Here is a 23,181-nt window from a genome sequence, read left to right as displayed (position 1 = left end):
CATGATTTGACGGGCATGGGTCGCAATTTTTTCCCGCAGGCGTGTTCTGAGCAATCCATCGATATAGCCGGAGAAGGCAGGGCGGTCTCAAGAAGTGAGCGCAACACGTGATCTGGATTCAGCGATCTCTTTGTCTATCACTTCGGCGGGTGTCTTCCAGCCCAGCCCCTGACGTGTTCGCGTGCTGATGGGCATCGCAACGTGGTTGAGATATTCCTGATTCGCGCAGGGCAGATCGATGCCCTTGGGCAGGAACTGCCGAAGCAATCCGTTGGTTCTCTCGTTGCTGCCACGCTGCCAAGGCGCGTGTGGATCAGGAAACCACACGTCGATATCCAAGAGGTCCATCAGCTCTGGGTAGCACGTCAGCTCCGTGCCTCGGTAATAGGTCAAACTGGTACGCGTGGATTTGGGCAGCTTCTTCATTTGGCGACTGAAATCCTCCAGTGGCGCTTCAGCTGGGCATCCGTCCACCCTGCAAAGGATCACAAAACGCATACCGCATCGTCAGAGTGATATCTGCATGACCCAAGAGCTTTCGCAGAGTGTTCAAGTCCACTCCCGCCCGCACCAGGCACGATGCAAAGTGATGGTGTAGGTCATGGAACCGGAACTGTTTGATGCGGGCATCAGTGATCAGCTTGCCCCACCCTTTTTTGATGTCGCTCACCTCGAATACCTTGCCCGCGCGTCGCTCGCCCGCTTGACCGGCCCAACGCTGCAGGACTTCCATGGCTTCGACGTTCAGAGGGATGTGACGTTGCCTGCCGGACTTGGCGTTCTCCGCCTGGATGGTGAGCATCTTTGCTTCCCAGTTGATGTCGGCCCATGTCATCGACAGCAGCTCACCCCGTCTCATACCGGTGTTCATGGCTGTAAGAACCACGGGCGTTAGGTGATCGACATACCCGTCCATCGGCAAATCAGGCAGAACCGCTTGCCGATACCGGCGACGAGAAGCGTTGGCATTTGCTCTTCCCTCAACCCCAGCTAGATCGCGCGCTGCCAGCGCGGCCCGGAGCATCGCCTCCTCATCTGGGGAAAGGAACCGAACCACCTTGCGGCTAGCTGCTGACCGCTGACGCATGCCCATCAAGGGGCTCGTCTCGATCAGCTTCCACTCCACGGCGCGAGACAAGGCAGACCGCAAACAAGCAAAGTCGCGCGCTGCGGTTGCCCTGGTTACGGCGTCGGGTCCAGCGACACGCCCGCGCCACCATCGCTCCATTGTGGGTACGTCGATCTCGATGATCTGACGGCGCAACAGCCACGGGAACACCGATCGGATGCGGTCCGGGTACTGGCGACCACCCTTGAGCTCAGCTATCGCCCAAGGCTCGAAATGATCGTTGAGCAGCGTTTCGAGCGTGCAACTGGTGGGCTTGGTCTTCGCGAGCGTCGGCAATCCCGACTGAACGTACTCAGCAACGGCTTGCCGGGCTTGGTCGCGGGCCTGATCAAGTGACAGATGTTCGACTGAACCTAAGGTACGACGCTTACCGTGCGCCCAGGTCACGATCCAAGCCTTGTGCCCAGAGGGCTGCACGCGAAGAATAAGGCCGCGAACCTGGGCGTCCCTAACCTCATAGGGGCGATCTCGGGGCTCTGACGTAAGAACGATGCGCTTGGTAAGGGCGGATGACATTGAGCGACTGTCCGTAAGTGACGATAAGAGCAACTTAGGACAGGATGCGAGGCGGTGTTTGGACAAGGATCGACCGCGCTATGACGAGGTGGAAGAAAGCAAGGGCTAAAGCGTTCGCCATTCCCAGCCGATACTTCCCAGGAGATCAAACAGGACGGCAAAGTGGAATTTCCCTCAAAAGAGCTATGGACAGCAATCGGAACGGTCATCGCCGCCACCGTCGCCGCAGGTGTGACCTTCCTGACCGCTACGCTATCCAAAGACGCGAAGATCTCCGACTTCCGCCTCGCCTGGATGGACACTGTCAGAGCAGAGATCGCTGAAATCTCATCCAGATGCCTCCATATTCAAGCATCATCAAAAAGACTTAGAGCGCAGGGAACAGCGGAACCCCAGATACATATAGAATTTGCAGAAGACATGCTTTCAATAAAAAGGAACATCGCGATGTTGCGAATGCGCCTAGATCCGAATAAACATCAGTCCGTCATCTACCTCCTCACCAAGGTCGACAACAAGGAATGGAGCGAGCGCACTCTGCAAACAGGCAGCACTGACCTACTGACCGAATTCCAAGAGGAAGGTCGCATACTCCTTTTTACTGAGTGGCAAAGAGTAAAGAAAGGAGAAGGCGCGTACAGGATATTCAGACCGCTCAGCAAATATATGTTTTTATTTCTCCTCATCGCCTTGGGCATCATGGCTACTGTTGCCATTTCAGAGGTCATCAGCCTCTGGAACTGAGGCACTTCCATAGTATCCAGGTATTATACGAAATTTCATACAATCATGCGATTGTTGAATTAAGAAAAATCAAAGGATTGAACAGCGCCGGTAAAGCTCAACCAGCAAATACGAATCCCAATTATTAATTGCACCACTCTTCGCGAAGAGATGGCAGCCACTGATGGTCACCTGTAAAAATCAGCAAACAAACGATGGATCATCACAGCAACGCTGTCACACGCGCAGCGGTCAGACATCAATAGGTCGATCACTCCCTTTGGGACTAGAACGCACAACCCTATGAACAACAATTACCCTAAGATTAGCCTTCAATCACGCATCGGGAACAAGGGCGTGGAAAATGTGGGAAGAGTAGTAACTGAATTCGGCTGGCTATTTCGCCGAACACATCAAGAGGACGATTTTGGAATAGATGGTTACATCGACGTGGTAATGGAAGACGGCTCAGTGACTGGCCAAGTCATTGCCGTTCAGATAAAGCACGGCGCGACATATTTCAGACAGAAGACAAAATCTAGCTACATCTTCAGAGGTGAAATCAAACACTTCAACTACTACTGCAACAACCCAGCCCCCATCTTACTTATATTGTCCCACCCCAAGAATGATCAATGTTACTGGCGGCTATTTGACCCAGCAGAGACAGAACATAATCAGGGATCATGGACCATCGAAGTTCCGTTTAGCAACAAACTGAGCACTTCCAAGAACGCAATCACAGCACTTTGCACACCAACCAATGACCATATCGGGAAACACAGAGAGGCAGCAGAGCATGCCGAGCTCATCCGCAGCAGCGGATTTATCGCCCTGCACATTCCTCGTAAGGATGTCTTAGCGCGGAAAGTGGATTTTGCGAGAAATCTATTTGACAGCTTAAAGAGAACCAAGAAGCTCGCGCGAGAAGCGCAGGGCAAAGTGGTCATATATTTTTCCGGATATGAAGATGATCCGCGCGAGCTCTATGAAATTCCTGAAGTTAGGTTTTTTGTACCCCTTCTAGATTTCGCACTCCCTGAGCTATTCTATTTTGCGCGAACTGAAGAGCCAGGCTTAACAATAACCATACTTGCCGCCTGCCAGAGTCCAATCAAAGTTAGAACGAAGAATAGTGAAAAGATCACGCTGGAGCTTGATCTTGAGTACTTATCAGCCTTTCTTGACCGTCATTGGCCCGGCCTCAATGAAATGACAGACTGGCTGGGGATGTCTGACGAAGAGAACGAGCGGATTGGTAGAGCAGCAGCCGCCGCCGTATGGCCTGAAATCTGGCGCGGGCGTTCCATGAAACGCGGTCCGGCCAAGTGATCACTCGGCCGGACTGCAGGCACTGCTCGAGCTCGGCCGATGTCAAGCTCAGCATGCAACCCCAGTGCAATTGCTCGTCATAAGATAACTCGCGAAGACCCGAGCCAATGCCATAGACTTAATTCAGCTGATGCAGATATGACTATCTCATATTCATTCCACTGCATGAAAAACATTTCACCAGAGAGATCCGGAAAATCCTTTGGAGCTTTTCTCCGCATGATTTTCAACCTGAGCGTCAGATAGAGCCAATACACCCTGTATCTGAGCAATGAGAATCAGCAAATCCCCCCATGCATTTGCCACCACCAAATCGTACTGACTGTGGGCAAGTGCATCTCTTAGCACTTCGACACCCTTAAAGAACCTCCTTCCCGCCTTCTTTGAGCCTAAACACAGCAAGCCCACTAGTTCGTCAGAATGAAGAATAAGCTTCCGTTTGTCACATAGTTGTAGACAGTAAATTAGAGGCAGTTCTTGACCTATCTCTCTACGGGCATCCTGTACAACAGCGGCAGCTTTGACTCTGCCATCCGTAAGCACCCGCTTCCATTCGTCCTTGCCGTATACGTTAGCCACCCAAAAGCTGAGATGCATCTCCAGCATTGATATCAAGCCAAAAATGTAAATCCTAACCATGGGTTTATTGATATCTGCCCAGGTCACAATTGCCTCGATGCCGGACTCTCCCTCCACATACGCAAAGGGCCTATCTTTGAGTATCCGCAGTAGGGCAACAATATCCGTGGCCTTTGGAATGGCCGCGACCTCTGTTAGATCGTGGAGATGATCGCGTACTTCGCCATGCAGAAGGGCCGCTCCTTCCACATAGCCAATCACGGGACCACCCTCATGCTCTCTCACTCCAGCAATGGTGAAATCAAGTCGCTCGAGCTCAGCACGAATTTCATCAGCAGGCGCTCCAGCGGCACAGCATTTCAGCGGTTCACAGATGTCACTCGTCAGCACCCTGCCGCCAAGAACCTCGTTAAAATCGCTCAATCGTGTGCCGTGACGTCGATATCCCGTTACCGGCGATGTCCACAGCTGATAGCCCATTGCTGCTCTCTCCAATCGCCTGGCGACTAAAGGCGAGTCTAGGGGATTGATGCCGCACTTTGCTGCATTCGCTCTTGCAAACTGAAGCTCCAAGCTTCATGTCTTCGAGCTATTGGGTCAGGGTCCGACCCTGCTCAGGCATAAGTGCTTTGGAAGCCAGGCTTCCGAATGCGACCCACAACACCCATACGGATGCAAACCTTCCGCAACGAGCAGCATTGATGCTTGCGACGATCGGCTCGCAACAAATGCCGCACCAGTCAATGACTTCCGATTGCCCACAAACAAAAAGCCCCGACCAAGGCCGGGGCTTTTTGCTGTAGCTGGTGCCGGAAATAGGAATCGAACCTACGACCTACGCATTACGAAATATAAGCTAACATCCTTTTAACCACTAAATATCAATTACTTATTGACGAACAGGGAAAATTCTGGGAAAACTAGTCACCTCTAATGATAGGGACTATCAAGCATGGCTCGCCCCAAGAAGGAACTGACAGGCCAAGGGGTCTACGACCGCGGCAGCGCCTGGCAGGTCCGCGTGAAACGCCAGGATGCGGCCGGCAACATTCACCGAATCAACAGGACCTTCCCTTACAACAAGCTGTCCGCCTCAGTTGCTGCGGACAGCCGAGCCGCAGTGTTCAAGCATGCGGCCGCATTCGCCGCCAGCGAACGCGCCGCCCTTCATGTTGAGAAGCGCCCCGCTTCTGACCTGCTGGGCACGCAGACTCTCTCAAAATGGATCGACCGCTACATCGCCGAGATCTGCCCGAAGAAGAAAGCCGGGAAGGGAGATGAGCGGCTTTTGAGGTCGATTCAAGAACGCTTTCCAAAGCTCTGCAACCGTCCTGTGGCGGATCTCTTACCACGCGACTTCGGAATGACCTCCCTTGGCATGGGCCACACCCTTGACGAGACTTACCTCCTCGCACCGGCTACCGTGCGCCGGAACCAAGCCGTCGTATCTCAAGTGTTCACGGCCGCCATTGAAGAGTGGCACTACTCGCTGAAGGAAAACCCGCTACTGAAGGCCACCAAACCTGCCATAAGCAATAGCCGTGAACGCGTGGTTTCACCGGAGGAATGGCGGTCCATCCTCGACTGTCTTGCACCCATGCGTCCAGCCACCCGAGCCGCCATTTTGTTCATGCGGTGGACCGCCTGTCGACGTGGCGAGGCCGTCAAGCTTCGATGGGAGGACGTCAGCCTTGAAGGGACACCTCAAGCCATCTTCCGCGACACTAAAAATCCAATAGCGGGCCAGGTAAGCAGCCGCACAATTCCGCTGACCAAGGACGCGGTCAGTGCGCTGAATACGCTTACGGCGGAGCACCACGCCGTATGGCTAGCTCGGCATGGCAAGACCCTGAAGAACCATCCAGTGCCGGCCAACCCAGGACATGGTCCCGTCTTCTCGGTTGACGAAGGTAATTCGCCAATCGCCGCGGACAGCCTCACGCAAGCTTGGGAGCGTGCGTGCCACGCCGCGGGCGTAACAGGTGCAACCCTACATGATCTAAGACACACGCGGTTGACTGAACTCGCCAACCTACTCCCTTTACAGAAGGTTATGCGCATCTCCGGTCACAAGACCGCTCAGATGCTCATGCGCTACTACAATCCGAAAGTTGAAGACTTGGCAGCAGATCTGGAAGCAGCCATTAGGACAAAGAATCGACAGAAGTCTAGTGGCAGAACTAAACAGCAAAATTAGAGCTGGACTTCCCGAGCTCACCGCCCTGACCGCCCTTCTGCTGGAAGGGCAGCCGAGGCAGCGCATCGTTCAGAAACGACCGGTCGTGGGATCAGCTGGCGCACCAGGCGACGCCGGTTTCACTACCTTCTCTAGCAGATCCTTCTGAAGCACCGAGTCAACGAATCCATTAAAGGCATCATCGCTCCCCTGCTCAGCTATGCCAAGCGCGAGTTCGGCCGCCAACAAATTAGGTGCCGGTGGTTGCACATCATCGAGCGAGGAAATGTGAGCTACTAGCTTCCAGCGGATCGAGGCGATGCGACAGTTGATACACCGAGCGCGCTGAATTGCACGTTGCACCGGTTCGAGCTCGACATGGGCCGCCATCCCACTGTGACCAGCAAAGAACATCAACGGCATACCTTGCAACGCCGTCCATGTCTCCCTTACAACCTGAGCCACGTAAGGTCCATACGTGTCCAGGGTGTTGGCCGCCCTATCAGCCACTGCGTCTGCCGCAGCTAGGCTGTAAATGAACTCTTTGAAGAGATCTTCCTTTGACTTGTCCTGGTTCTGTTCAGTCATGGTCTCATCCTTGGGGTGTGAGCCCAGATGCTAACCCATAACAGTGGTTCCACAACGCGGATCCGCAGAGACCGATGAGCCTTCTCGGTCGCAGGGAAACCGCAGCAGTGTCCGTTGATGCCCCCCTTGACGTTCGGGGCATTTATGTTATCGATTCAAACGAGGCGAGCCTTTTAGTTCGTCCCTTGCCTCACTAAGCCCTCGGCGACAGGTCTCCTCCCCCGGGTTGCCGGGGGCTTTTTTATCCAAACCCCTTGCGCTTTCCTTAAATTCGAATACCCCTGAGAGCATCCATATCTTTCTGGGAGGAAAGCATGAAACCCCGCAGCAAATCTTTTCCCGCGTCAGCGGCCATCGCTTTAATGGCGATGGCCGGTTGTTCAACCATCAAACCCACCCCCTCTAATCCAACGCCACCCTCTCTGGGTTGGACAACCCCAAAGCAACACGGCCCCGGTTACCGTTTCTTTCATCCCAAGCAAGAGCGAATCTGGAAAGGGGTCTCGCCTGCCTTGCGTGAAAAAGTGGAAGCCGTCTTGGCGCAATTGGCGGCAGAGGGGTTTGATATTCGCGTGGTGGAAGGCTATCGGAGTCCGGAGCGACAAGCCGCTCTGCTGGCCTCGGCAAGTGGGGTGACGAGCGTGGGATCCTGGGGATCCTGTCATAACTACGGGCTGGCCCTGGACGCCGGGGTGTTCATCAACGGAGCGCCAAGCTGGGACTTGGACGATCCCCACGTGCTGGCGGGTTACATGCGGTTCGGTGAGCTGTCAGAAATGGTTGGCCTGAACTGGGGCGGGCGCTGGACTGCCCCCCGTGATTACCCGCATGTCGAGTTGAAAGCGGAATGCGGCCAATCCAAGTGGGCGTATCGCCACGGCCGAAAGCTCCCCGTCTTCGCAGCAGCAGGAGAACCTTCTTCTTACGTGCTTGCCCGAGCACTTGCGCCGAGCTGGTGCCCGCCCGGAATGGAAGCAGCGTGCCTGGCTTGGGGCAGTGAAAATCAAATGTCCTGGCGATGGATGTTCCCGGGTCGGGTTTGCTCGGCAACCTTTCCTAACACTTGGAAAAAGATCGCCTGATCGGCTTGCGCAAATGAAATCCCCTGCTATGGATTTAAGTATCAATCCATAACTCGGGAGGGTTTGAATGTTTCCGCATCGACTAGCTGTTTTAACTGCATTGATCGGCGCAGCCTTGTTTGTTGCGCCGGCTCACGCCCAAACCGCCACGGGCGCAGGTGCAGTCGCCAGCGGCGTCAACTCTACCGCCACGGGTGAGAACGCTCGGGCCACGGGGGACAACTCCACTGCCGACGGCGCCAATGCCAACGCTGGTGGTATCAACTGCACTGCCATAGGCGCTGGGGCGCAAGGAACCCAGGGGGACAACTGCACTGCGGTCGGTGCCAACGCTGATGTCGGCCTGAACGGAACGGCTGTGGGTGCTAACAGTGTCGCTAGAGACAATGGATCCACCGTGGTCGGCACGTCTGGATTCGCTTCACTGGGAGGCACCGCCTTTGGACACCAGGCGTCCGCAAGCGGAGGTGTCGCCATCGGCAACGGCGCCAACAGCAACAACCTCTACAGCAACTACGGTCAATCGGGCGTCATCCCTTACGTCGATGGGGTTGCCGTCGGCACCAATGCCACCACTCGCAATCACAGCCAACAAGGCTACGGCGATCCGATGCAGACCCAGTATGCAGCGGCGATCGCCATCGGCACTGACACTAAAACCAATGGTTACAACTCTACCGTCGTCGGCGGCGGCTCAACCACCCATGGCGTGCGCAACACCGTGGTTGGCTCCCTCGCCGGAACAAATGGGAAGGACAACACAGTGGTTGGTGCATCCAGCCGAACCGGGGATGGGCTGTTCAAAGTCACCGTGCTCGGAGCAAACGCTGGCGCCTACGCAGACAACTGCGTTGCGCTGGGCGAGGGATCGGAATGCCGGGAGGCAGACACGGTATCCGTGGGCGCTGGTGGACCTCAAGGCACTCGCCGCGTTACCAACGTGACGGCGGGCGTGGCCAACAACGACGCGGCCACGGTGGGCCAGCTGCAGCCGGTTGCTTCGGCACTGGGCGGGGGAGCCTCCTATGCAGGCGGTGTCTTCGCAGCTCCTACTTACACCTTCAAGAGCGGCAACACCTACAACAATGTGGGCGACGCCCTGACCGATCTGGATGGTCGCGTCACCACCATTGAGCAAACCCCTGGGGGCGGCTCGGGCACGCCCGGACCGCGTGGCGGGGATGGGTTGAGCGCCTATGAGGTGGCGCTGGCCAACGGTTTCCAGGGCAATGAGCACGATTGGCTGGCAAGCCTGAAAGGGGAGCCAGGGATCCAAGGGCCTGCCGGCAACGATGGCGTGGACGGAACCGCCGGGACCGGCTCGGGTTCAACTGCAAAGGCGGGCAGGAACGTCGAAGTCACCACCAACGAGGACGGAAGCCAAACGGTTTCGGTCAGCGACAAGGTGCAGCTGTCTGACGCAGGCTCGGTCCAAGTCGGTGCCACCACGGTCAACGCCCAAGGCATGAAGGTTCAAGGCGGTCCCTCGGTCACCGCGGCGGGCGTGGACGCAGGCAACCAGCGCGTGACATCTGTAGCCAACGGCCGTATCGAGCGCGGATCGACGGATGCCGTCAATGGCGGACAGCTCTACGACGTGCAGCAGGTCTGGGATGACCGCTGGACGGAGACCGACCGTCGGTTCCGCCACCAGGATCGCCGCATCAATGCCCTGGGCGCGCAGATGGGCGCCATGACCCAGGCCGCAACCGCGGCTGCTCAGGGCGGCGGGGCCGCCATCGGCCAGGTCAACCTCAACGCGGGCGTCGGGTTCAGCGGCGGCGAGGCGGCGTTGAGCGTCGGGTGGGGGGCTCGCGTGTCTGAAAAGGTCAGCGTCTCGGCTGGCGTTAGCTTCGGTTCCGGCAACAAGCCGGTGGCCGGGTTCGGGATCAGCATCAACCTGGGGCGTTGAACGATTGCGAGGTGGACAAAGGAGGTGATTGATCTCGGCAAGGGTCCTTCGGGGCCCTTGTTCGTTGGGCCGCTTGACGAACCCGGATTCTCCTCTATGGGTATGTAGGTATACCCATTGATGGAGGACCCTTGGCCTGGAAACGCAACCAAAAATACTTGCCCCGCACCCGGCACCTTTACGCCCTGTTCTTTTCCAATGGCTGTTGCTACGTCGGTCAAACCGTGGACTTGAGGCAACGGGAGCAGCAGCACCGGAGTAGTCGCGGAGGCTGGCAGGGACAAACGTTCTCCTTTGTTCCGCTCTCCAGCATGACCGGAACCCAGGCCGACGCTGAGCAGCACGAATTTGCGTGGCGCTACAAGGCCTTTCAGAAAGGCTGGCGGATCTACTCCAAGCCGCCGGGCGTCCTCATCCGGGATCCCCGTCGGCGGACGACGTGGCACATGAAAAGTCTGGCGCATGGGTTCATGTGGCCAGCACGCGCACCAGCACTTGGACGGCATGCAGCGACGAGCAACGGCCTGCTTTGGGGTGCCTTCAAGTGGCTGTTTCTCTACCCCGTTTTGCTCGCATTGGCGCTGTCGTCGTCACGCATCGTCCTGCGCTAGGTATGCCGCCGGAACAGGCCACTACCGTCTCTGAGCTCGCGAATCAGGCATCACCATGATCGATGTGCTGACTTCACTCCTCGCGGAGCGCATCGTCGGCCATCCGCTCATCAAGCGTATTGAAACGCTGATACAGATCTTCCACATCGCCCAGAAGGTCAACGCCCAGATGGTTTGCAAGCCGCTGTATACCCACGAAAACATAGCGACAGGACGTCATCAGAAGGTGATCAAAGTCCCTTTCCTCCGGACCTATGCGTATCGACTCTAGAACGTCCCCGTTGGTCACCAACAGGCCTTCCAAAGACTTCGGTGAAAAATGAAGCGCCTCAGAGGCCATGACGAACCTGCCATACATCAGCTGATCCACGCCACCTATCTGAGCCCAATCAAGTGTCTTGATGTCACGGGCCGTCCGTCCTTGCTGATCTTTGAAGTGGGTCAAACGGTGGGTAGCCTCTGCTATTTCCTGCCGCAACTCCTCATCCGACGGCTCGGGAACCATCTCAGGCGGCCAGTCCTGGCGGAAGTTGAGGATGTCGCCCAACATCTTCTTCCGATTCAAGACGTCTTGGATCAGATAGTCCTGAAGCAACTCAGGGCGAGCTACTAAAGCCGACAGACGGGCCAGCGCCTCCATTAGGCTTCGTTGGTGTCCCAGCGCTTCGGTGTAGAACCCGTTCACTGCCAAGAGGGCCAGCGCACGAAGCGCTGACACCTGCCTGATGAGAAGGCAGGTAGGGATGAGCTGATGCGGATCGTCGGCCGATATCTCAAGCTTGGCGACGAAGAGTTCACCAGCAGTTGCAAGAGAGCCAGTGATTTCCAAGGACTCAGCATGGCGACCAAGCATCTTTTCGATGTATGGACCCCGGCCGTTGATGGGATCAAGACACTGCCCAGACATTGAATCTGCTCCTCTTATCACTGAATCATCCCGTTCGAACTGGTTGAGAGCGAAAACGAGAGATGGCTATTGTCAGAAAACGACAGCCGTCAGCGAACACTCTACTGTCCACGGGCGTTCGCCAAGACCTCTTCGGCCTGCAATGGCGGGATATAGATCACCATGGCAACGCTCTTGGCGTCAGATGTCATGGTATTGATCAATCCGTGCCTACGGACGTCTTGTTCACTAACCGATGAACCGTAGGGAATGAAAACGCCGGCGCGGACTGCGGGATTCTGCGGGGCAGGCACACGGAAGGCGTTGAACGATTTGATGATATCCGCCTCCAGCACGGCCGCTGCCTCACCACTGACCTGAACACCACACACTCCCAAGTTGTTGATCACGAGGTTGAACGATGACGTCCCATTTCCTTTCGACGGGAGCGTATACATCTGTCGCCGCCCTCGCTGAGGCGCCCTGGAGTAGCCGCTGGCCGCCTCGTCAGCAGGTTGTAATGCATCAACTTCAATTAACCGCGTCACCTTCGCTGTATCGCTCTGGGTGTCATAGCAATACTTCCGGAAACTAGCGATAGCGGAGCTTTCCTCGACGCTCGAAGCAGAGGGAGCTTCTGAAGGAACATCCGCCGGGCTACTAACCTGCGGGCTATTGTCGACCGCAACGGGGGCAGTTCCGACCGGTGCCGGTGTGCCACCGGGCTGGCAAGCCACCAGCAAAGCCCCCATCGCTCCGGCAAAGACCGATCCGCCAAATCCATTCGCTTTCAAGCTGGTTCTCCTTGAGCACCACACGGCTCTCCGCGAACTATAACGCACCCGCATGTCGTCAGCGCCCCAGTCCCTGCTGTAGCCGTGAGGCCGGAATCCGGGCCCCTTCCAGAGATCCTGGTGGTATGGTCGCTCGTTGACGGCCATGATCGAAAACCTCCAAGAGGCGGCGCGCTTTGCGCTCGCCGTCACTCATTGCCCGTCGTGTTTCTTGCCCTTCTTTGTGCTCGTGGAACAGCGCATCGAGCTTGCTTTGAAGAGCCCCGGCCTGTGTCCTGGGACTCTGGGCTGGGGGCATGGCCCCCTGCCGCTCCTTGACCCCGGCATCGAGCACGGTTGCCTTCAATCGCTCCAGCCCCAACCGGCTATTGAGCTGCTCCACGTCGTCGTAGGTCCCGTAGAGCTTGTAGCTCCCCTTGGTGAGCCGGGTAAAGGCCACCAGCGACGACGCGTTGTCCATCATCCCCAGGTTCATGAGGTGGAACACTTCGCGCCTGCCCTGCCCCTGTGACTTGTGGACGGTCACGGCGTAATCGTGGACCACCGCCTTGTGCTCGTGCGTGTTCCAAACGACCTTACGCCCGTTCTCCTTGGGGTTATCTGACCGCAGCGTGCCGGTGATGTCGTAGCCGCCTGAGCGCGAGGGCTTGATGGATTGGATGGTAGCCTGGGTGCCGTTGACCACCCCCAGCTCCACGTTCTTTGCGGTGAACATCACCCGATCCCCTTCCACCAAGGCTAGATCGAACTTGCGGCCATTGACGCGCCCCTCCACCACCACTTCATCGGTGCCGATCTCGCCGCGCTCCTTCAGCCCTTGGCGAATCCCGGCGTTGAGCGCGCCCACCTCGGCCCGGCTATGCGCCAGCACCAGCTTGTCGTCCAACGGGGCCTTGTTCTTGAAGTAGTCGGTCACGAGGCGCTCGATGGATTTCTCCTGCGAGTGGGCTTCCACGATGGAGTCCATCAGCCGCTTTTTTTGCTCCTCGCCCATGTCCAGCGTTTGTTGCCGGCTGCGGGTGCCCTTCTTCAGATCGATCACCTTGCCGTTCTCGTCCCGAGCATAGAATCCCATTGCCGTCTCGCGGTCCTCCTGCCGCGCCTGCCGGCGAATCTCGGTCAACTTCACGTCGCCCACCGCCTGCTTGGTGAGCTGAAAGCCGGATCCCGCGCCGATGGGCTGCAACTGCTCTGCGTCGCCCTGGAGGATGACCTTGGCCTTCGCTTTCTCGGCATAGGCCAACAAGGCTCGGGTGTCGCGGGTGTCCACCATGCCTGCTTCATCGATCACGATTACGTCGTTGGGCTGAAGCAAGCGCTTCCCCTCATCCAAATCGAACAGCATCTGGGCCATAGACGTGGAGGGCACCACCGATTCCGCTTCAAGCTTCTGGGCGGCCTTGTTCGACACGCACACCCCCAAGAGCACCATGCCTTCGGATTCCAGGGCCTCCTTGTAGAGCTCCGAAATCGTGGTCTTGCCCGTGCCTGCCAGGCCGCTCAAGTTCGCTACTCCACCACTGCCTCGGCAGATGTGGTTCACGGCCACCAACTGCTCCTGCGTAAGCTGGAAACCCTTGACTTGCTGGTAGTCCTCGATGACGCGATTCACCGTGGCCTGCGAGGCGTGGTGCTGGGTCTCATTGGCCCGGCGGTTGGCAATGTCCACCACCGCCTGCTCCGCTTCCAGCATCCATGGGGCGCAGAACCGATCCTCGGTGTGCTTGCGGGCCAGCGTCAGCCCCCGGTCTTCGTCTGCCAGGCGCTCGGCGTTGACCAGCACCAGGCCATTGTCTTGCTTGAACTGTTCAATGCGGGCATCGAGCCCGGCCGCGTCCAACTTGCCCGCGTATTCCATCCCCAGCACCCGCACCAGATCAATGCCGTTGAACACCGCCTCGTTCTGATGCAGTAGCTCCAGCAACTCGGCGTCGCTCTTGTGCTCCACTTGGTCCAGGCTGCCTTGAGCTGCTTTGAGCTTGTCGGGGGTCAGGTCGAAGCCCTTCAAGGCCTCCTGCCAATGCTCCACCAGCTCGGCATACGTGGGCTCGTGCTTGTGCTTGCGGGTGGCCTTGTTCGCCTGCTGGTTGGTGACCCCATGCTGTTCTGCGTATTCGAGCAGGGCCTTCCGGCGCTTGCTGAAGTGGTCGATGACGTCCTGGTCGATGCCGGCCAGGCGTGCGTAGGATCGGTCGGTTTCTTTGCCGTCGTCGTCCAGCTCCCGGACGTGCTCGACCTGGTAGCCCAAGTCCTGAAGGTTCTTGTAGAGCTCCAGCTTGTAGATTTCGTCCATGGCCCGGGCATGCCGGTAGATTTCGACGGCATCGAAGGTCGATTCCTTGCCGTCCTCGCCCAACGCCACCCCGTAGACCAGGTGGTGGGTGTGGAGATCCATGTCCAGGTCTCGCCCGGCAAAGTGCTGGTGGCTGGACCACACCAAGCCGCTGACGCCGATCACGTCTTTGCCGCCTTTCCCGCGGCGGGTCTCGACCATCGATTCCAGCCGGTTCATCGCCGTTGCAGAAGCGGCCTGATGCGCCTTGAGCACGGCATCGCGCTTTTCGGGCGACTCCATCGCAAACAGGATCCCCACGTCCTTGGGCGATGACACCGTGACGTCGTAGCCGACCCGGTGACCACCGACGACAACAACCTCGGGCTTGCCTTGGGCATCCATGACGGGATCCCCGTTCTTGTCCACCTTTGGCCGCACCCTCCCCTTGTGCCCTGCGTTCTGGCATAGCGCCCTCCCCGTCAGTGGGTCGAACCCCTCGGCCAACTTGCTCATTGTCTCGCGTGTCACCGCGGCAGAAAGCAGGTTGAGGTGCGCGGCCATCTCGCCGCCCCACGCCATGGTGCCCTGCGCGTTTCCGTCTTTGTCGAGGTAATACTCGGTAGCCATCAGGTATTCGACCACGGCGGCACCGGACTTGTTGTCCGTGCCTTGAGCGGTCAATGCGGTGACGTTGAACATGGGGCTCTCCTCTACAGGTGTCCCCCAATTCATAGCAAAAATGCTCAAATCAGCAATGGGATTCGGAGGCCTGGATGATCTATTTCTTCATTGAAGACACCGACGATCTGGTCAAGATTGGTCGAGCCAAAGACATCGAACGGCGCCGTCGCAATCTACAAACCGGGAACCATCGCAAGCTGTTGCTGCTCGGCTGGATCCGCACCGACGACGACGTCCGCGTGGAGAGAGAGATCCACGAACACTTCAACGTTCAGCGAGGCCCCGGCGAGTGGTTTCACATTGACCCAGCGGATGTCCTCCCAATCCTCTCGCACTTTGGCATTGACGGCTTTGTGGGGACGACGGAGGACTCATTCGCCATCGTAGGTCATGACCGAGATGGCATACCCGAATACATGGGTGTCTGGAACTGGGGTGACTTGGAGTTCGAAGAGTGCTGCCCGTTTTGCGGGTCTTTCTGCGGCATGCATTTCCAAGACGCTTCTCACATGTATCACTGCATCAGCTGCGACCGGCTTGAGAGCTTCGAGTTCTTGTCACCAAGCTACGGCTAGGATGAGGAAGAGCGAGATTGATCTACTTCCGGAAGATGTGTTCCAGCTCATCGTGACTGACGGCACGGAGCTTCGGCGGCGTTGCCCCCCGCTTCTGAAGCTCTGCGCTGGCTTGATCGGCGGTCAGTTTCAGGACGCGCTGGACCTCCGCGGCGCTCTGCGCGTTGGCTTCGGGCAGGGACTTTTTCTGCACCGGTTGCGCGCCCTGCTTGGTCCACTTCGCACGTTTCTGGCCATCTCGGACCTTCGGGTAGCTGACGCCCGGCCAGGACAACAACAACAAATCGCCGGAGCTCTGCACGATGGCCCGGATGCCCCAGTGTTCCTTGCGGTAGGCCTTCCCTTTGCGGAAGCCTAGATCGTCCGTGAGCCGGCCTGGTGGCACAATCGCCTTGCTCTCCTCGTGGATGGCCGCCTTGTCGTCATGCGTGCGCCAAGCAACGGTCCGCTTGCCCAGGTTCCGGCTGATTTTTTCTCGCGTCTCGCCGACCTGCAACTGGCAAACAATGTGTGTGCCGACCAACCCACTGAATGCCTGGGCTGTCTTGTCGCCGTAGACCTTCTCAACCTGGCTCCAGTCCTGCACGGCCATGCAGGCCACTACGCCTTTTGAGCGGCCCAGTGCCAGCAATGGCTCGATGTTGAGCTTGCCAGCTGATGTGAGCTCATCGAAGAAGAACCCCAGGAATCGCCCGGCTTCATCATCCGGCAGGCTCGGCCCAATGATTTCTGGCACCGCGACGTTGATCATGGCCGAGATGTAACTGCGCGCAAGCACCTCGTCCGGCCCTGATTGAACGATGACCTGCTTGCGCCCCGTGTAGTCGTCTTTGATCCAATCCAACATGGAGAACATGCGATCCGGCTTTCGCCCCGGCCAGGCCAAGGCCAAGCGCTCGATGACCGCGGTGCCGTTGGCGAGGACGGCCATGCAGCTGGAGGTGGTGTTGCTGTCTGGATTGGAAATCAGCGCTCCTGCACGCGGGTAGTAGAGCGTCATGGCCTCCCCCATTTGTTCAGCGGGTCGGGCAACCAACTCGGCCAGTTCTGACCACCCCCAGTCCTTGCCTTTCGTCGCTTGTAGCTCGCGCACGCAGCCTTCCAACAACGCTTGCGCTGCGGAAGCCCAGAACGCCCCAGATCCTTCTTCGCTGGGAATGATTGACTGGGAAAACGCGGCGGCTTGGGTCACGGTAGCTACGTCCCTACCCACGTCCCAGACCCAGCTGCGTTTGTCGAACGGGCAAACAATCGCCGGCCGTTTGAAGATGGAGGTGAAGTCGCCCTTGATGTCATAAACGAAGGCCTTCTTGTTCAGCCGCACCACCTGCTCCAGCAGGTGCTTGAGGATGACGCTCTTGCCCGAGCCCACGCTTCCGTAAAGGAACATGTGACGAGCCAGAAGCTTCTTGGAGACCACCCAATCAGGGTGCAGCGACAAGGCATGCACCTCGTCTTCCCGCTCTTTCTTGGTGAGCGAACGCCGGCGAGCTTCAGTCAGCGCTTCTTTGCCCTGGAGCAGTTGAGCACCGGATACGTGCCAGGTGTTCGAGCGAGGGATGAGGCCCCGGCGGGTGACCCACGCAGCCGCCCACCCAGCTAACCCTGCCGCAACTCCAATCCTCGCCAGTGTGCCGAAGGTGGCCTGCTCGCGGGCGACCTCCCAGAACGCGCTGGCCGGCTCACGCAGGGAGATGGTGCCGGTGGCAAGGTTGCCCAGCGCCGCCAGGCTTCCGGTGAGGCCTTGGCTGTAGTTCATGAGGGTGTGTCTGCTCCCAATCTGCCAGCCCAGCCATAGCGCGGCTGGATACGTCACCGTGGCGACGCAGACCCCGGACAGCAAGGCCTGGGGCCAATACCGGACGTCCCGGCTTGGCTCGATGCTCGATGGGACCGTCCAGCTCCAGCAGTCAAAGACCGAAGGCTTGCTCACGCCCCTTCCCCCTTCCCCGGTGCACGTCACCAGGCTTCCGCCCTTCCCGGTCCAAATGCCCGGGGTCCGCGCCTGCAGCCAGCAACTCCAAGCAGCAACGCGCATGATTGTGTTGGGCGGCAACGTGGAGAGGTGTTTCGCCAAGGGGGTTGCCCAAGGCTGGATCCGCGCCGGCCCGAATCAACCGATGAACGATGCCGGGGTGGCCGTGGCGCGCAGCAAGGTGTAGCGGCATCTCACCATTGGTGTTGGGGACATTGGGCTCGGCCTGCATACCCAAACACGCCTCCACCCCATCGAGGCACCCCGTCGTTGCGTGCTCGCAAAGCCAAGTCTGCCAAGGCGCTCCGTAGAGCCCTAAGTGCGGAGAACGCGCATGGGCAGCAGCAATCACCTGGCTCCCATGCATCCGTGTCAACGCGTCGCCGTAGGTCGCGATGAGGTGCTTTTCTGTCGCCTTGGCCTGCTGCTCGGGAACCTCGAAGCGCTGCAGCACGCGGGCAATGTCCAAACGCGGCTGGGGTGGCGAAGGCAGCTCGGGCTGGGCCCGAAGGGCTTGGAGCCGATCGGCGGCGATGCGGTTGCCCTGAACCTGGTCTATGGATTCGCGCAGTTCTGACAAGAGGCCGTCCCGTTGATCACTGGGCAGCAATGCGTAGACCTGGGCGAGCGTCTTATGGCCTATGAGGCCGGTATGGATTGTCGCATCCAACTGGTGGGGGGAAAGGTTGGGTTCAACCTGGACCAGCGTGGCATGGCCGCCCTGACCCAGCTCCAGGTTGATCCGATTGGAGAACCGGCTGGGCGTCATCACCCAGTCAAACCCCACCTGTGTGCAGGTGTCCAAGCCAGCGACCTGGGCCTGACGGCAGAACTGCTCGGCCAACGCCAGCGCTTGTCTGGGGTCGGACGTGGCCAGCTGCTCGTGGTGCTTCCCGTAGAACCGGGCAAGGGTCAGGGGACGCATGATTGAGTGGAACAACGACTCATGGGGGCGATTCAAAAAATCGCCCCCGCTCAGGTTTGCTCGATTTTCAATGTGGGGTTCCATCCCCATTGCATACCGGTTTTTCCCGGTTTGGCAATCACCCGCAAACTTTCAGGAAGAGTGCAACGCCGACAATAAAACCGACCTGAAGCACAAACACGACGTTGTGCATATCCATTTGCTCCATATCCGCGCGGATCCAGGCAATCATGCCATCCAGCCGGCGACGTTTGCGACCACGTAGCTCACCACGGAAATCCCACCCAGCGTGAGCAACAGGTTTCCCACGTTGTCTACCGAAAACTCATAAGCGTCAGCGAAAATATGCATGAGGACCTCCCTCGATTGTGTTTTGTGTAAACCCAGTCAAACACAAATGCACACATTGGCAAGCGCGAAAATGAGAAGCGCTCGACAGTTTTCCATTTTAGTCAACGCCGTAACTATTGCTTGATGAGATGTTCTTTGATCAGTCGCGAGAGGGCATCGGCCAGGGAGTAACCATGCTTGCGCGCATACGCCTCCAAGGCTTCACGGCACTCGGGCTCAACCCGCGCATTGATGACGGCGGTTCGTTTTGGCCTGGCAAATCGCTTGGGATTGTTGTTCATTGCTTCAGCATGCGTCCGCTTTTCCCTTTGTCAAACCCCGATCCTTGCTGTTGCCTTAAGCTGCTTTTGACGTTGCATTTATGGGTAGATCGGACCACTCATGATTCGACGCTGCATACACAAAGGGCCCCGAGGAGCCCTTTGTGGGAAGCCTCTGTCTTCACTGACGGAAGACGTTGGGCTGGCGCTCGCGATCCTGCTTCTGCCAGTCGAACTCGCTCTCGTATTTGCGCATCTTTTCCTGCTCGGCCTTTGCGGTGGCAGCAAAGGTGGCAAACCCGAACTTGCCATGTCCGTATTGGGGCACGCTCGCCTCCGTGCCACCGTCTCTCCCCTGCGCGGCTTGACGGTTCTTCCGCCATTCGTCCACCCGCATCATCGGGGTCTCGACCGCCCCATCGACGCGCTGCTCCTGCTTTTTCTCTTCCGAGGGCAGCATGCCCAGGCCTTGACGCTGCTTCACGGTCTCGTTGAGCTCGTCCTGCTTGCCTTGCATGCGCGCCTGGTGCTTGGCTACCACCTCCGGCTCGGATTGCCGGGACCATTCCCGGATGTCTTTGCGTGCTTCCTTCAGGCCGGTCTCGATGCCCTGCAGCTTCTCGTCGTATTCGGCTCGCTGCTTCCGAAGGAAGAGGCCGGGGCGGCCGGCCACCTCCATCTCGTGGCGTTGAAGGCCCAGGCTCTGAACCTGCTCCTCCAACTGGGTGATGCGCTCTGGATCAAGGCGCTTGTTCAGCGAGCGTTGCATCTTATCCACGTCGCGCTGCTCGCTCTCGGCTTTCCGGTCGAGGGAGGTCCATTGCTTGGCGTCCTCGCTCGTGGAAGCGGCCATGCGTTCGCGGAACTGTTGGTCTTTCTCGGTGTGGTTCATGCTGATTGGCTCCTATAGTGGGGGTGGTAGAGAGGGAGGCTTACGCCGCCCTCGATGCTTTGATGGCCTTGACCACGTCGTCGACCTTGTCCAAAGGCAAGAACGGCGTCTTGCAGATGTCGGCCCGCCGAACACCGGCGCGGTTAAACCAGAGGATGGCGCGCCCCTGCTGGTTTAGCAGACCATTGAACTCGGACTTGGAGAACAGCGGCTGGGACTCGCGACGACCATTTGCAGGGATCTCGAGGTCTTTTGTCGCTTGGATGCCCGTGAACTTCTGCCCTACCCAGCGGTTCTTGCTGACCGGATCAATGTGACTCGCCACCACGCGTCCCGCCCCGGCCTTGCGCAACTGCTTCATGCCCGCTGCATTGGGGTGGTTGGGATCGAACAAAGCGTTGTCCAAGACCATGTCAAGCCCGCCGTCGTAATCCAGACCGGCCGTTTTGCTCCGAAATACAGTCATTTCTTCTACCCCGAAGCGCAGCTCCATGTATTCGTAGCTCTGAGGCGAGGTGCGATACAGGGCCCAGTTCTGGAAGCTGTTGCAGAACTGCTGGGCAGCGGCTTCCGGCAGCTTGGCCAAGATTCCTTCGTAACCTTGCGTAGCGTAGATACAGGCCATTTTTGTCGAGCGAGAGATCGGCAGGATGCGCTGCTCTTCACGGCCAATGAGGTTCTGGCATTCGTCCATGATTTGGATGACGGGCAGCTCACCGCGCCCGCGCCACTCTGCCTCGCTGACTTCGTTGCGAAGCTTGATGCCGGTGTAGAGCCGCTGGCTGATGAGGTTCTGAACCAAAATGCCGGCCGTCCCGTGCCGGGTATCTGGGACGTTGACGCCCATGGACGTTCCCTTCAGCATGTCGCCAACGTTGACCGACCCGTGCTCAATGCTGTGCCACGGCACCCCTTGGTCGTCCACCAGGTATTTGCCGCGCATGAGGGGCACCAGCCGGTTCTGAACGTTGGCCATGAAGCTGCCACGGGTCTCTGCGGCAAAGGCCGGCCACGTCTTCAACACCCAGCCGAACGACTGCTGAAGCAGCGAGCCGGGCTGCAGTAGATCCGGATGGATGGTCTGCGGCGCCTTTGCCAGTCGCTCCGCCCAGTCGGCTTTGCGCGCAATGAAATCTTCGTCGTTGCCTAGGTGAATGGGTTGCACACCGATGTAGTTGGCAGCAGCCAACAAGCCCTCGCCAGGAATATTGCTGTCGGCACGCACGTCACCGATGGCTTGAATCAGCTTATCGAAGCGCTCCAGGGTCCATTTCCATTCGCGCTCTTCGGAAAGGGCGTTAATGCGCTCGCCCAACTCTTTGCCTAAACGTGCCAACGCCTCATCAATGTCGGCGACGTCCTTGCCGTTGGCCTCGTCCTGGTCTTTGACCTGGAGCAACCCCTCGATTTCGGTTTCCAGCTCGAGCTTCTTCGCCGCATCCAGCGCACGCAGCATCAGCTCGTGGTGGTGTAGCGCCTCGAGGATCACGGCGGCGTGGTCGATGACCAAGCTTGAGATGCCCGTCCAGATGTCCGCGTTGTCGTCTTCCATCTTCGTGTTGGTCAGCGCGGCCTTCAGTCCTTGCGCATCCAAGCCTTCAATCAGCCCCAGGTGAACGCCGGTCTCAATGACCATGTCCAGCATGCCGCGCACTTCGCCCGCCAAGGCGCCCTTGCCGCAGAAGACGGCGAACGCACACGGATAGCCGGATTTCAGGATTTCGGCCATCAGCCAGCGAATGTAAGCCGACTTGCCCATACCGGTTTCGGCCCAGATCATGGCGTGCATGAAGAGGTCCTCAATAGAAATGCCGGCCGGCGAGTCAGTGTCGTAGGACTTCTTGACGCCTTTCTTCCGCAGGTGACCCAGCGCCACACCCCATTGGATGAAGGGGCTGGGGTCGGCCAGCGCTTTGCGGACCTGTGCCTCCAGTGCCTGGCTGTTGAAGTCCTCCATCAAACCTTGCTTACCCAGATTGAAGCGCGCGCTCTGGGACTGAAGAACCAAGGTGCGCTCTTTGTAATCCCGGGCGTAGTAGACGAAGCCATAGGCACCGGCCATCACGAACCAGAGGAAGCCGCCGATGACCGACGGGAAGAGCATCGTCATACCGATCGCCACCAACCCCGCGGTGTTCCACAACGCGAAGCCTTTGATCCGCGTCCAACGGCCTCCCCACGCTTGATCTTCCTGTTCAACAGGTGCGATCAGGCAATAGAGCAGTCCGAGAAAGAGATAGACGTTGAGGATCGTCGCAAACACACCAAACGCAATACCGCTGGATCCAGCCGCCAGAAGGAACCCTTTGGCTGCTGCCAGCGGAAGCACGAAGGTCAGCACGGTTGCCCTGAACGCCTCGGGCGCTTTCTCGCTGCGCGCGATCGCGCGGACGTAGGGCACCACCGCCGGCAACAGCAGCCAAGCCAGCCAACCCACGACTGGAATGGAGGTCAGGGCAGCGATCACGGCACCGATGATCGGCAGGGCCGCATACATCAGAAACAGCGCGGTGCTGTCCCCGCCTTGCAAGCGATCGTGCGGATGGACCAGGCTTTCAATTACCTGGCCGTCCCTTGACAGCTCGGCACGTCCCTCCTGGTTCTGGAGGTCCCGCGGAGCAGAGGGCCAGAACGGCGCGAACTTAGCATCTTTCTCATCCAGCGCGTCAGGGACAACATAGGTATTGGTTGCCGCGTCGTAGACGGCCCCCAGTGCCTCAGCTCTGGGCCCATAACTCGCGGGCACCACCAACGTGCGGCTCGACACCCGGTTATGGGCGTTCACTTTTCCGCGAACGTTGGCAAAGCGTGCGGCGACGTTGAACCACATCCTATCGGCCACCGGTCGAGCCGGTGCTCGCAACAGCACGCGGTGCTTGAACTGGATAGCGATGTCCAACAGCGAATAGATGTTCATGA

At 58.4% G+C, this 23,181-nt stretch carries 20 protein-coding genes; 7 read left to right on the top strand and 13 right to left on the bottom strand.

Going from position 1 to position 23,181, the window contains the following annotated elements; translation table 11 throughout:
• Positions 1–87: 87 nt before the first annotated feature.
• The gene (locus IFT58_RS11765) at positions 88–498 is read right to left on the bottom strand and encodes an IS30 family transposase (RefSeq protein WP_192095094.1); all 411 of its coding nucleotides are present in this window, start codon (positions 496–498) and stop codon (positions 88–90) included.
• Positions 455–1,645, bottom strand: a complete 1,191-nt coding sequence (locus IFT58_RS11760) for a site-specific integrase (protein WP_192095092.1) — start codon at positions 1,643–1,645, stop codon at positions 455–457. The genes IFT58_RS11765 and IFT58_RS11760 overlap by 44 nt, the downstream gene beginning before the upstream one ends.
• Positions 1,646–1,807: 162 nt before the next feature.
• Here IFT58_RS11760 and IFT58_RS11755 point away from each other — a divergent pair, with 162 nt between their 5' ends.
• Positions 1,808–2,389, top strand: coding sequence for a hypothetical protein (locus IFT58_RS11755; RefSeq protein ID WP_192095091.1), 582 nt, complete (start codon positions 1,808–1,810; stop codon positions 2,387–2,389).
• A 282-nt stretch (positions 2,390–2,671) separates the two neighbouring features.
• The gene (locus tag IFT58_RS11750; RefSeq protein WP_197974613.1) at positions 2,672–3,700 is read left to right on the top strand and encodes a DUF4365 and DUF1817 domain-containing protein; all 1,029 of its coding nucleotides are present in this window, start codon (positions 2,672–2,674) and stop codon (positions 3,698–3,700) included.
• Between the two features lie 177 nt (positions 3,701–3,877).
• On the opposite strand, the gene IFT58_RS11745 is transcribed toward IFT58_RS11750, so the two are convergent.
• Positions 3,878–4,702, bottom strand: a complete 825-nt coding sequence (locus IFT58_RS11745) for a hypothetical protein (RefSeq protein WP_192095089.1) — start codon at positions 4,700–4,702, stop codon at positions 3,878–3,880.
• A 529-nt stretch (positions 4,703–5,231) separates the two neighbouring features.
• On the opposite strand from IFT58_RS11745, the gene IFT58_RS11740 reads away from it, so the two are divergent.
• Positions 5,232–6,476 carry a site-specific integrase gene (locus tag IFT58_RS11740; protein ID WP_042613148.1) on the top strand — a complete coding sequence of 415 codons (1,245 nt, stop codon included), beginning with the start codon at positions 5,232–5,234 and terminating at the stop codon, positions 6,474–6,476.
• Positions 6,477–6,545: 69 nt separating this feature from the next.
• Here the strand turns inward: IFT58_RS11740 and IFT58_RS11735 are convergent, their stop codons facing one another.
• Complete coding sequence (locus tag IFT58_RS11735) at positions 6,546–7,043, bottom strand: hypothetical protein (RefSeq protein WP_042613147.1); 498 nt, start codon at positions 7,041–7,043, stop codon at positions 6,546–6,548.
• Positions 7,044–7,357: 314 nt separating this feature from the next.
• Between IFT58_RS11735 and IFT58_RS11730 the strand changes: the two genes are divergently transcribed.
• The 3 genes from IFT58_RS11730 to IFT58_RS11720 all read left to right on the top strand — a co-directional run bounded on the left by IFT58_RS11730 (position 7,358) and on the right by IFT58_RS11720 (position 10,648).
• Complete coding sequence (locus IFT58_RS11730; RefSeq protein ID WP_192095087.1) at positions 7,358–8,125, top strand: M15 family metallopeptidase; 768 nt, start codon at positions 7,358–7,360, stop codon at positions 8,123–8,125.
• A 67-nt stretch (positions 8,126–8,192) separates the two neighbouring features.
• Positions 8,193–10,037 (top strand): YadA-like family protein, encoded by a 1,845-nt coding sequence (locus tag IFT58_RS11725; protein WP_192095086.1) that lies wholly within the window; start codon positions 8,193–8,195, stop codon positions 10,035–10,037.
• Between the two features lie 131 nt (positions 10,038–10,168).
• Entirely contained in the window at positions 10,169–10,648 is a 480-nt protein-coding gene (locus IFT58_RS11720) for a GIY-YIG nuclease family protein (protein ID WP_192095084.1), read from the top strand.
• 73 nt (positions 10,649–10,721) lie between these two features.
• Here the strand turns inward: IFT58_RS11720 and IFT58_RS11715 are convergent, their stop codons facing one another.
• The 3 genes from IFT58_RS11715 to mobF all read right to left on the bottom strand — a co-directional run bounded on the left by IFT58_RS11715 (position 10,722) and on the right by mobF (position 15,302).
• On the bottom strand, positions 10,722–11,477 hold the full coding sequence (locus tag IFT58_RS11715; protein WP_192095082.1) for a DUF5677 domain-containing protein: 756 nt from the start codon (positions 11,475–11,477) through the stop codon (positions 10,722–10,724).
• A gap of 179 nt (positions 11,478–11,656) precedes the next feature.
• Complete coding sequence (locus IFT58_RS11710; protein ID WP_192095081.1) at positions 11,657–12,328, bottom strand: hypothetical protein; 672 nt, start codon at positions 12,326–12,328, stop codon at positions 11,657–11,659.
• A gap of 58 nt (positions 12,329–12,386) precedes the next feature.
• Positions 12,387–15,302, bottom strand: coding sequence for a MobF family relaxase (gene mobF / locus IFT58_RS11705; protein ID WP_192095079.1), 2,916 nt, complete (start codon positions 15,300–15,302; stop codon positions 12,387–12,389).
• A 74-nt stretch (positions 15,303–15,376) separates the two neighbouring features.
• Here mobF and IFT58_RS11700 point away from each other — a divergent pair, with 74 nt between their 5' ends.
• Positions 15,377–15,859: a GIY-YIG nuclease family protein gene (locus IFT58_RS11700; RefSeq protein ID WP_192095077.1), complete on the top strand. Its 483-nt coding sequence runs from the start codon at positions 15,377–15,379 to the stop codon at positions 15,857–15,859.
• A 22-nt stretch (positions 15,860–15,881) separates the two neighbouring features.
• On the opposite strand, the gene IFT58_RS11695 is transcribed toward IFT58_RS11700, so the two are convergent.
• From IFT58_RS11695 to IFT58_RS11675, 6 genes are all read right to left on the bottom strand, one after another.
• Positions 15,882–17,618 (bottom strand): type IV secretion system DNA-binding domain-containing protein, encoded by a 1,737-nt coding sequence (locus IFT58_RS11695; RefSeq protein ID WP_249405679.1) that lies wholly within the window; start codon positions 17,616–17,618, stop codon positions 15,882–15,884.
• A gap of 151 nt (positions 17,619–17,769) precedes the next feature.
• Positions 17,770–18,843: an ankyrin repeat domain-containing protein gene (locus IFT58_RS18820; RefSeq protein WP_192095075.1), complete on the bottom strand. Its 1,074-nt coding sequence runs from the start codon at positions 18,841–18,843 to the stop codon at positions 17,770–17,772.
• 144 nt (positions 18,844–18,987) lie between these two features.
• Entirely contained in the window at positions 18,988–19,110 is a 123-nt protein-coding gene (locus IFT58_RS18945) for a hypothetical protein (protein WP_274603062.1), read from the bottom strand.
• 113 nt (positions 19,111–19,223) lie between these two features.
• On the bottom strand, positions 19,224–19,391 hold the full coding sequence (locus IFT58_RS11685; protein ID WP_192095073.1) for a hypothetical protein: 168 nt from the start codon (positions 19,389–19,391) through the stop codon (positions 19,224–19,226).
• A gap of 160 nt (positions 19,392–19,551) precedes the next feature.
• Positions 19,552–20,262, bottom strand: coding sequence for a hypothetical protein (locus tag IFT58_RS11680; protein WP_192095071.1), 711 nt, complete (start codon positions 20,260–20,262; stop codon positions 19,552–19,554).
• A 40-nt stretch (positions 20,263–20,302) separates the two neighbouring features.
• The gene (locus IFT58_RS11675) at positions 20,303–23,179 is read right to left on the bottom strand and encodes a hypothetical protein (RefSeq protein ID WP_192095199.1); all 2,877 of its coding nucleotides are present in this window, start codon (positions 23,177–23,179) and stop codon (positions 20,303–20,305) included.
• Between the last annotated feature and the right edge of the window lie 2 nt (positions 23,180–23,181).

This window comes from Stenotrophomonas sp. CFBP 13718 (assembly GCF_014842145.1).
Taxonomy (GTDB): domain Bacteria; phylum Pseudomonadota; class Gammaproteobacteria; order Xanthomonadales; family Xanthomonadaceae; genus Stenotrophomonas.
This window is presented reverse-complemented; position numbering and strand designations above follow the sequence as displayed.